Raw genomic sequence first — 8644 nt, forward strand, 5'->3', positions numbered from 1 at the left:
GGGGGGTAGACTCAGCGCATCGGCATGTTAAAGGCATCGCCTTGCCCAGGAGCCACCTCCGAGAGCGGGGGGAGACAAGTGGGAAAGCATACGTCTGGCATGCGTGCAGACACAGCAGTCCACTGTATGTGAGCTTGCGGCATCGAGGTAGAAATGGGTCACTATGAGTAGTGGGCAGAGACAGACGAGGCACCATGTATGGTTCATTTTGCTTATGGTGATGGCGCTGTTCGTATGCCAGGGCGTGGCCATCGCATCGGCCTCTAGCATGCCGGATACGGCGAGCCTACAGGATGCCGTTGCGAGCCAAGACACCACTGGCGGTGACGTTGCCACCCCTGCACAGCCCGCAAGGCATACGGTGTGCTTTGATGCCAATGCGGCAAGCGACGGATCCATGGAGGACGTCGTCGCCACGAGCGAGGGCACCGGTGGCACCTGGTCGCTTGCCTTGCCTGCATGTGGCTATACGCGCCCGGGCTATAGGTTTGCGGGATGGTCCACAACGGCTGATGGCGCTGACGTGAAGGACGATGCAGCCACCGAGCAGAACGAGGCCATGCCTGCCATAGCCGTGCCCGACAAGGCAGTGCTCAACGGCTGGAGCTACAGCCTTCAAGAGAACGGGCAAGACGCGACGGTGGCCCTTTCGGATGCCGTCAAGGATGATACCCTTACGCTGTATGCCCAGTGGACGCCTGAGGACGAGAGTGCAGCCGCTATGGGTCCAACGAGCGATCAAGCGGTTGGCGTGCCTGGTACGGGCATGGCGCCACTATCTACCAGAAGGCTCGCCTCGTCTCCCAATGCCCTTGGGTCAGATACGAGCTCCCATTTCCACGCCACTATCACGTCGAGCAAGACCTCCTATTCCGCCGGGTCGACGGCAATCGTCTCGGTCAAGTATGACATCGACCTCAACTCGGTCCACGAGGACGACTACGTGACCGTGCGCATTCCGCAGGATATTGCGAAGAGCGTGCGCATAAGCGTCTCACCCCAGCACTTCAAGCAGGTGGTGGACAATGGTGACGGCACCTACAGGCTGGTGTTCGGCCCCAACGCCGAGGCCTCGCTCACAGGATCGTTCTCGGCCTTCGTGACCACAGCCGACGTTACCACGGAGACCTCGGACGATATCGAGGTGGGGGGAGATGCCCTGCGCATCACGGTCATCCCTACAGGTAGCGCCGGCGGGACCTCGGGCACGTACACCGATGCCATCATGAAGGATGCGATGGACAACGGGGGCAAGGTCCAGTACGGCGACTATGACTACTCGGAGGGGCGGGGCAACAACGCCGCCCAGACAGGAGTCTATGACTCGACAAGCGACCAGAGCCTCAAGTACCGCCTGTACGTGAATCAGAAGATGGCGTGGATGCACGACGTCACCGTCGTGGACACCCTTCCTGACGGCATGACCTTCGACACCTCCCATGCCATCGAGGTTGTCTATAAGGACAACCACGCTCCGGTCGATCCGGGCCAGTACTCGGTGTCCGCGGAGGGCAACAGGCTCACCTTCAGCCACCCCGGCTTCTTCTATCGCTCCATCCAGATCAACTACTGGGTCATCGCCAAGGGCGGCGAGAACGTCAAGTACACCAACCGTGCCGAAATCAACTACAAGGACACCAACAACAAGACCTATCAGGAGCATCGCAACTACGTCCTCCAGGGGAATAACTACAGTGCCGCCAGCGGTGAGAAGAGTGTCGACAAGACGGTCGTTTCGCAGGACCCCGCCGACCAGTGGGTCACCTACACCTTCAAGTTCTGGAACAACAATGGCTTCCAGGAAGGCGAGATCAAGCTCGATGATCAGCTGCAGGACAGCCGGGTGAAGTTCCTGTATGCCGAGAGCAACGACAAGTTCGACGTGAGCTATGACCCCGATGCGCATATCGTGCACATACGGAACAAGCAGCCTATCAGTGGCGATGACACCGAGTACGTACGGTTCGTCGTGGACTTCACTGACGTGCCCGACGGCACCACTGTGTATAACAGCGTCAACGGTGGCAACACGACCAAGACGCTCAAGATGCCCTCGGTCAAGTTCCATGCGACGAAGACGGTGGATGGTGCGGTGCCGAGCGTCTCGCTGGACGGGAAGTTCAAGTTCCAGCTGCTCGACGCCGATGGAAACGTGCTCCAGACAAAGGCCAATAGTGGTGGGGACGTCACCTTTGACGCCATCGAGTACAAGGAGGAGGACCTCGGCAAGACCTTCACCTATACCGTCCGGGAGGCCCAGAGTGACGACGCAGATGTGGCGAACGCCTACCAGCTCGACGAGGCGACGTATACGGTGCAGGTCGTTCCCACCAAGACGACGGATGCCCAAGGCAAGGAGGCCGTGGTCGCCACGCCTGTCATCACAAAGGATGGCTCATCCGTCGACACCATGAGCTTCGACAATACGTCAAAGACAGGAAGTCTCGGCATCTCCAAGGCCGTAGAGGGAGCCACGACGTCTGCCCAAGGCAAGGACTTCCACTTCAAGCTGTCCCTCAAGGACGGCAGTGGCAACCCGCTGCCAGGAAGCTACCCCTACGCAACGTACGATGCGCAGGGCAATGCAGTGGGCGGCGCTTCCGGGCAAGTCGGAGACGGCGGCACGGTCTCCATGAAGGACGGTCAGCACGTCGTGCTCGCCAATCTCCCCGCCAACGCGACATACGAGGTGCAAGAGATTGATGTGCCGGATGGGTTCACGTTGGCCTCCTCGGAAGGCACGACAGGGACGATAGCACTGGGGGATTCCTCTGAGGCATCGTTTACGAATGCATATGGGACGAGCGGCAGCGTCAGTCTGGAGGCCACCAAGATACTCAAGGGTGCCTCACTGGCCGATGGGCAGTTTGCCTTCGAGCTGAGAGACGCCGAGGGGCATACGCTGCAGACGGCCCATAACGACGCGAATGGGATGGTTGCCTTCTCGCCCATCAGCTACTCTGCATCGGATGACGGTAAGACCTTCACGTACCGGATTGTCGAGGTGAATGATGGTCAGCCTGGCGTGACATATGATACGCATACGTGCCTGGTGGAGGTTGCAGTCGCCGATGATGGCACAGGGAACCTTACGACCACGACAACGTACAAGACGGATAGCCTGTTTGGCCTTGATACCTCAAACAACACGTTTACCAATACGGCTGCAAGTGCGTTGCCCCAGACGGGCGGCAATGGCCTCGGCTGGCCAATAGGTCTGGGAACCCTTGTTCTGGTGACGGCGCTGGTCGTGTTCTGGAGAAGAGATGGCCTCGGCTGGCTTGACTCGCTCAAGAAGGGAGATGACGAGTGATGACGCATGCTAGGCAGCGGGGCCTCGTGGGGCGCATCATGGCTATGGCCGTACTGGTCCTTTCGGTAGCGGCCCTGTCTTGCATGGGATTCACTCGGCCTGCATTGGCCGAGGAAGCACCAACACTTCGGGTCAATTCGAGTTCCGAGCATTCCTATACGGCATATTGCCTGCTATCGGGAACGGCCGATGGCAATTCGCTCGCGAACCCCTCCTTCGATGGTGCCATGTCGGGTGCCTTCTATCAGGGTCTGACCGCCATGCCGGAGTGGCGGGATGCGAGCCAGAGCGCCTCGGACCCCCGCATTGTGCGCAATTGGATCGGAGAGCAGGTCGCCGAGGATAGCGACTTCTCCTTTGCCACTCGGTTGAGGGGCCTTGCCGAACAGAGCGGCTCGACGGGCGTGTCGCTTAACGCAAACGAGGACGTCCCCCTCCATCAGGGGTATTGGCTAATCGTCGGTGACGGCACGGTACCAGTCTGCGCTCTGGTTGGTCCAGGGGCCAACACAGTCAACGAGAAGCCCTCGGTCCCCTCGAGCAGCAAGGAGGTCGCCAAGCGGCAGGGTGACGGCTCGATAGGGGACTACTCCGACTCCGTCACGGCTGGGGTTGGCGATACGCTGCACTACCGCATCACGGGCACGCTTCCTGTGAGCTATGGCAGCTATGACACCTACCTGTACCGCTTTGCGGACACCATGGATGCCAGCATCGTCGTCAGGACGGAATCCATACGAGTGAGGGTCCTTAAGGCAGACGGCACCGAGAAGGCTGACCTTACCGACAGGTTTACGATTTCGTCCCAGGGTACGCCTGAAGGGGGTATGTCTTTGGTTGTCTCCATCGATAACCTCAAGGGCGTATATCCAGGGTACGTGCAGGGCGATTCGGTCGTGCTCGAGTACGATGCGACACTTGACGTCTCGAAGGCAACGATGGGGTATGGGAGTCCCAACAAGAACACTGCCCATATCGAATACACACGTGACCCTTCCGCAGAAGGAGTGGGTAAGACAGAGGACCATGGGACGAATGTCTATTCCTTTGAGCTGAGGGTGCGCAAGACGTCGTCACGCGATGCAGACACGGTGCTTGCGGGAGCCGAGTTCGTCGTCCAGAGAAGCGACGGGAAGTATCTCACGGCAGGTGACACGTGGTCGGATTCGCAAGATGGCGCCAGGCGCTTCGTGACCGATTCGGACGGCATGATCTATGTCCGCGCACTTGGCTTGGGTGACTATAAGCTCATCGAGGCCAAGGCTCCCGGGGGCTATCAAACCCTAGGCGCACCTGTCGATGTGTCGCTTAGCGGGGATAGCGCACGGAAGAGCTTGGCCGTGCTGGCCGCCAGCCAAGCGGCGGCCGTGGAGGATGTCAGCGCCTCGGCGGGACATGCCGTCGTCCAGATCAAGAACACTCCAACGGGAGAGACCCCTCCCGGTGGCCCCACGTGGCCACCGATGCCAGAAGGCGTGTCTGGCCTACTGCCGCAGACGGGAGACCTTCCGTATCTCTTTGCCGCTGCCACATTGCTGATAGCAGGCGTGTTTGCAGTTGGAATGGGTGTAAGGGCTCGAAGGCATGCAAGGGCGGAGACGCCTGAGCATGCTGGGTCTTCCACTGAAGCCGCAAGTAGCGGAAAAAGGGCATAGTGCCCGGAAAGGTGAGGAACATGGAACGCAAAGGCATTGCAAGAAAAGCAGTAACCGCGGGTATCGCTGCCGCGATGGCTCTCTCGATGACCTTTACGCCGGTAGTGGCTCTTGCCGCTCCCGGTGTGACGGGACAGATTACCGTCACTGCCAATTCAGGTGATAATGCGAGCACCAAATACAGCGCCTACCAGATCTTTGCGGGGGATGTGACTGATAGCGGCGGCAGCAAGACGGTTGCCAACATCGCCTGGGCGAGCGACGGCGTCCGCACCGCGGTCGTAAACGCCATCAAGGCCGAGGACAGCTCGTATGCCGACCCGACCGACGCCTCCGCCTCCGCACAGCAGGCTGCGGAGTTCATCAACTCGCACATCACGGGCACCAGCGACACGACCATCCTCGACAATGCGAGCTTCGGAAACAAGCTTGCCGACGCCGTCGACGGTATCGCGGACAAGACCACGGTCACCCCGGGCACAGCGGCATCCCTCCCCGAAGGTTATTATCTGATTGTCACTGCCGACGTGGCCGGCAAGGTTGACCAGAACGGCACCTCGCCCATCTTCGCGATTGTCGGCGGGTCTGCCGTCACGGTCAAGGAGAAGACGACCGTCCCGACCGTCGAGAAGCAGATCAAGGACGACGATGCGGCGGAGTTCGGCAAGGCCGCCTCGTCCGAGCTGGGTAAGAAGCTCGACTATCAGATCACGGGCACCGTCGCCTCCAACCTCGCGACCTATGACACCTACTATTACGCCTTCAAGGACACGCCCTCCGCTGGCCTCGACATCGACCAGGGTACCATCCGCGTGGCCATCGACGGCACCGAGGTGGCCCCGAGCAGCTATACCGTAGCGGCTGCGACGGGCTCCCTCTCCGTCGAGTTTCAAGACCTGAAGGCGGCCAAGGGCACCAATGGCGCACCGATTAGTGTCAGTGCCACGTCCAAGGTTGTCCTCACCTACCAGGCATCTCTCAATGCGAACTCTGTCATCGCCTCCCAGAACAACCCCAACGAGGTGCACGTCGAGTATTCCAACAACCCCAACACCGATCAGCATGGCTCCACCAAGCCCGATAAGGTCAAAGACTACACCTACAAACTGGGCCTTGTGAAGAAGGACAAGCAGAACCAGGGTCGTACGCTTTCCGGCGCAAAGTTTACCCTGCAGGTCAAGAACGCCGACAACACGTCGGGCGACAACGGCAAGTATGTCCAGGCGGACGGGTCGCTCGGTGACACCGCATACGAGTTCACCACCGGGAACGATGGCACCATCTCCGTCAGCCACATCGACGCGGGCACCTATACCGTGAAGGAGACCAAGGCACCGGAAGACTATGAGGCCATAAGCGATTTCGATGTCACCATCACTGACAATGCAAAGGATATGACGACCGTCGATGACACGCTTACGCTGAGTGCAGCCTCCACGGGCAGCCAGGATGTCACGACCTCTGCCGATGCGAACACGGGAACCGTTACGATCGCGGTGAGCGATGTCAAGAACAACGGGCTGCCTCTGACCGGCCAGTCTGGCCTGATGGTCACCGTCATCGTCGGCGGCGCGATTGTGGCCGCCTCCGCTGTCGCCATGGCCAAGCGTAACAGGAGTGCAAAGGAGTAGCGTTTGGGTAGGGCGCAGGACGGGTCGATGATGTCCTAGAAGAAGGTGAAGAGGGGCTGACGCTAGCCCCTCTTCACATGTTCGTTTGAGCGTGCGCCGGTGCTGCATGCGGGTCGGCACCCATGTGGCACATATGGGGTGTGCCGAGGTGGAGAGGGATATGTCAGCGCCGGGAGTAACACATGCAACAAAGCCCCCAATACTGCCCATCCTCGGGCTTCTGGTCGGCCTTGCCATCCTGGGGGCACCGATACTCACGGATCTGTATGCTCGTTGGGCTAACGCACGGGCGATCTCGTCTATGACGAGTGTCTCAGACGACCTCAACAGCCCAGCACGGCTGTCCTGCCTGGCCCATGCCTACCAGTACAACGCAACATTGGCGGGCGTCCCGTACCAAGGCATGAAGGAGACGGCAACGGCGGAACTGGCTGCTGACGCGGAGGCCCGTGGCGAGGTCACCGAAGTCCCAGACGTCGGCTCGGAGCCATCCGAGCAGCTAGATTATGAGCAGCAGCTGTCCTGCGGGCAAGATGCCGCGATGGCATGGGTCGAGATACCAAAGATTGGTGTCGAACTCCCCATATATCACGGGACGAGCGACGAGGCGCTGGCGGAAGGCTCGGGGCATCTGGAGGGCAGCAGCCTCCCTGTCGGCGGCCTATCAACCCATACCGTGCTGACTGCGCATTCCGGTACGCATGCGCAACGGATGTTCGACGACATCCGTCGTCTCGATCCGGGAGACGTGTTCGTCATTCATACCCTCGGCACCTCATATGCCTATGAGGTCGATTCTTCGGAGGTCGTGCTTCCTGATGAGACCGAGTCTCTTGCGATCCAGCCCGGGAAGGACCTCTGCACGTTGGTGACCTGCACCCCCTATGGTGTCAACGACCACAGGCTGCTGGTCCATGCGCACAGGACGACAGGGCTTCCCGAAGCCCCCAGCGCAGGCGATGCCATAGAGGGGCTCCTTGGGATACGAACGCTGCCCTTCATACTGGCGGCTGCCATCCTCGTTGGGCTTGCTGCTGCCCATCACATGCTTCGGCGCAAGGGCTGCCGGCACGCGCCACGTCACATCGCCTCATGATGCCGCTCAGGATATTTCGATGCTCGCGCCTTCGCTTTTCTCCGCATCGCCTTTTCCGACACGGACAGCCCGCACGGTCCATAGGGACAATCTGGCAACAGAAAGCCGATAGTTCAGTGGGACTGTGGTGGGGGGCCTGGACCAGAACGGGGGCAGGAGGGGAGCCGCACGCACAGCATCGAGCAGAGGAGGATTGCGATGGGGGCGTCCGCCAGACTCGACCATGGCCATGCCGACACCATCGCAGAGCTGGGGTGCCCGACGGGGATCCTGCCTGCGCAGCTGGCAGGCCGAGTGCGGGAAGACAGGCGCGGCGCCAGAGGACGGGCTCGCGACCAACCAGGGGCGCGCCGCCATCCTCGGTAGTGTGCCGAATGACGCTCCTATTGTGGTGTGTCAAGAGGCATCTCGTGGCTCCTGCAGATCATTGCCCGTCCGTCGTGCCCCATGCGGCTGAGCGCGATGGTGTGGAGCGCCCGGTTCGCCTGACGGCTGCCCCTGCGGTTGAGCCGGTACCTGACGGCCCTGCCGTCCGGCGCCTCGATGGGCGCCGCCCCGCACAGCGACGCGAATGCCGCCTCCGACTTCATGCGTTCGGGATTGTCTCCCGCGGCGATGCCGAGAGCGGCTGCGGCGGGCGACTTGTATCCGGGCCTGTCCGCCGGGAACTCCCCGGTGAAAGCCGCCCTGCCCATGGCATCCAGCACGCAGGGCGCATGCTTGCCCTTGTGTGCCGGCGCCTGCACAGGCCATCCCGGGACCAGACATGCGAGACCTCCGTCAGTCACGGGCGTCCCGTCGGTGGGCCGGACAAAGCACTGGTGTGTTTCGTCAACCTCTCGTTTCACAAAACAGCATCCGTTCGTTTCACACGTCAGCGTGAAGATTCTTCACGCACGAGCGTCGCCCTGGCACCAATCCTTTCTTCTCCTACAACTCCCCGCGCATG

5 protein-coding genes are annotated in these 8644 nt (G+C 60.8%); 4 read left to right on the forward strand and 1 reads right to left on the reverse strand.

What is annotated here, in order from left to right; translation table 11 throughout:
• Positions 1–163 precede the first annotated feature (163 nt).
• From E0E00_RS06790 to E0E00_RS06805, 4 genes are all read left to right on the forward strand, one after another.
• On the forward strand, positions 164–3313 hold the full coding sequence (locus tag E0E00_RS06790) for a Spy0128 family protein (RefSeq protein ID WP_130811796.1): 3150 nt from the start codon (positions 164–166) through the stop codon (positions 3311–3313).
• The gene (locus E0E00_RS06795; protein ID WP_130811797.1) at positions 3313–4968 is read left to right on the forward strand and encodes an isopeptide-forming domain-containing fimbrial protein; all 1656 of its coding nucleotides are present in this window, start codon (positions 3313–3315) and stop codon (positions 4966–4968) included. Before E0E00_RS06790 ends, E0E00_RS06795 begins: the two co-directional genes overlap by 1 nt.
• 20 nt (positions 4969–4988) lie before the next feature.
• Entirely contained in the window at positions 4989–6599 is a 1611-nt protein-coding gene (locus tag E0E00_RS06800) for an isopeptide-forming domain-containing fimbrial protein (protein ID WP_130811798.1), read from the forward strand.
• Between the two features lie 160 nt (positions 6600–6759).
• Positions 6760–7695 carry a class C sortase gene (locus tag E0E00_RS06805; protein WP_165443594.1) on the forward strand — a complete coding sequence of 312 codons (936 nt, stop codon included), beginning with the start codon at positions 6760–6762 and terminating at the stop codon, positions 7693–7695.
• Between the two features lie 383 nt (positions 7696–8078).
• Here the strand turns inward: E0E00_RS06805 and E0E00_RS14975 are convergent, their stop codons facing one another.
• Positions 8079–8441 (reverse strand): transposase, encoded by a 363-nt coding sequence (locus E0E00_RS14975; RefSeq protein ID WP_207302692.1) that lies wholly within the window; start codon positions 8439–8441, stop codon positions 8079–8081.
• Positions 8442–8644 lie beyond the last annotated feature (203 nt).

Source organism: Olsenella sp. Marseille-P4559, assembly GCF_900605015.1.
GTDB lineage: Bacteria > Actinomycetota > Coriobacteriia > Coriobacteriales > Atopobiaceae > Tractidigestivibacter.

What these genes read in the sequence shown, in the direction of transcription:
- E0E00_RS06795 (WP_130811797.1), top strand. Translation starts at nt 3,313, where the DNA reads ATGACGCATGCTAGGCAGCGGGGCCTCGTGGGGCGCATCATGGCTATG.
- E0E00_RS06805 (WP_165443594.1), top strand. Translation starts at nt 6,760, where the DNA reads ATGTCAGCGCCGGGAGTAACACATGCAACAAAGCCCCCAATACTGCCC.
- E0E00_RS06800 (WP_130811798.1), top strand. Translation starts at nt 4,989, where the DNA reads ATGGAACGCAAAGGCATTGCAAGAAAAGCAGTAACCGCGGGTATCGCT.
- E0E00_RS06790 (WP_130811796.1), top strand. Translation starts at nt 164, where the DNA reads ATGAGTAGTGGGCAGAGACAGACGAGGCACCATGTATGGTTCATTTTG.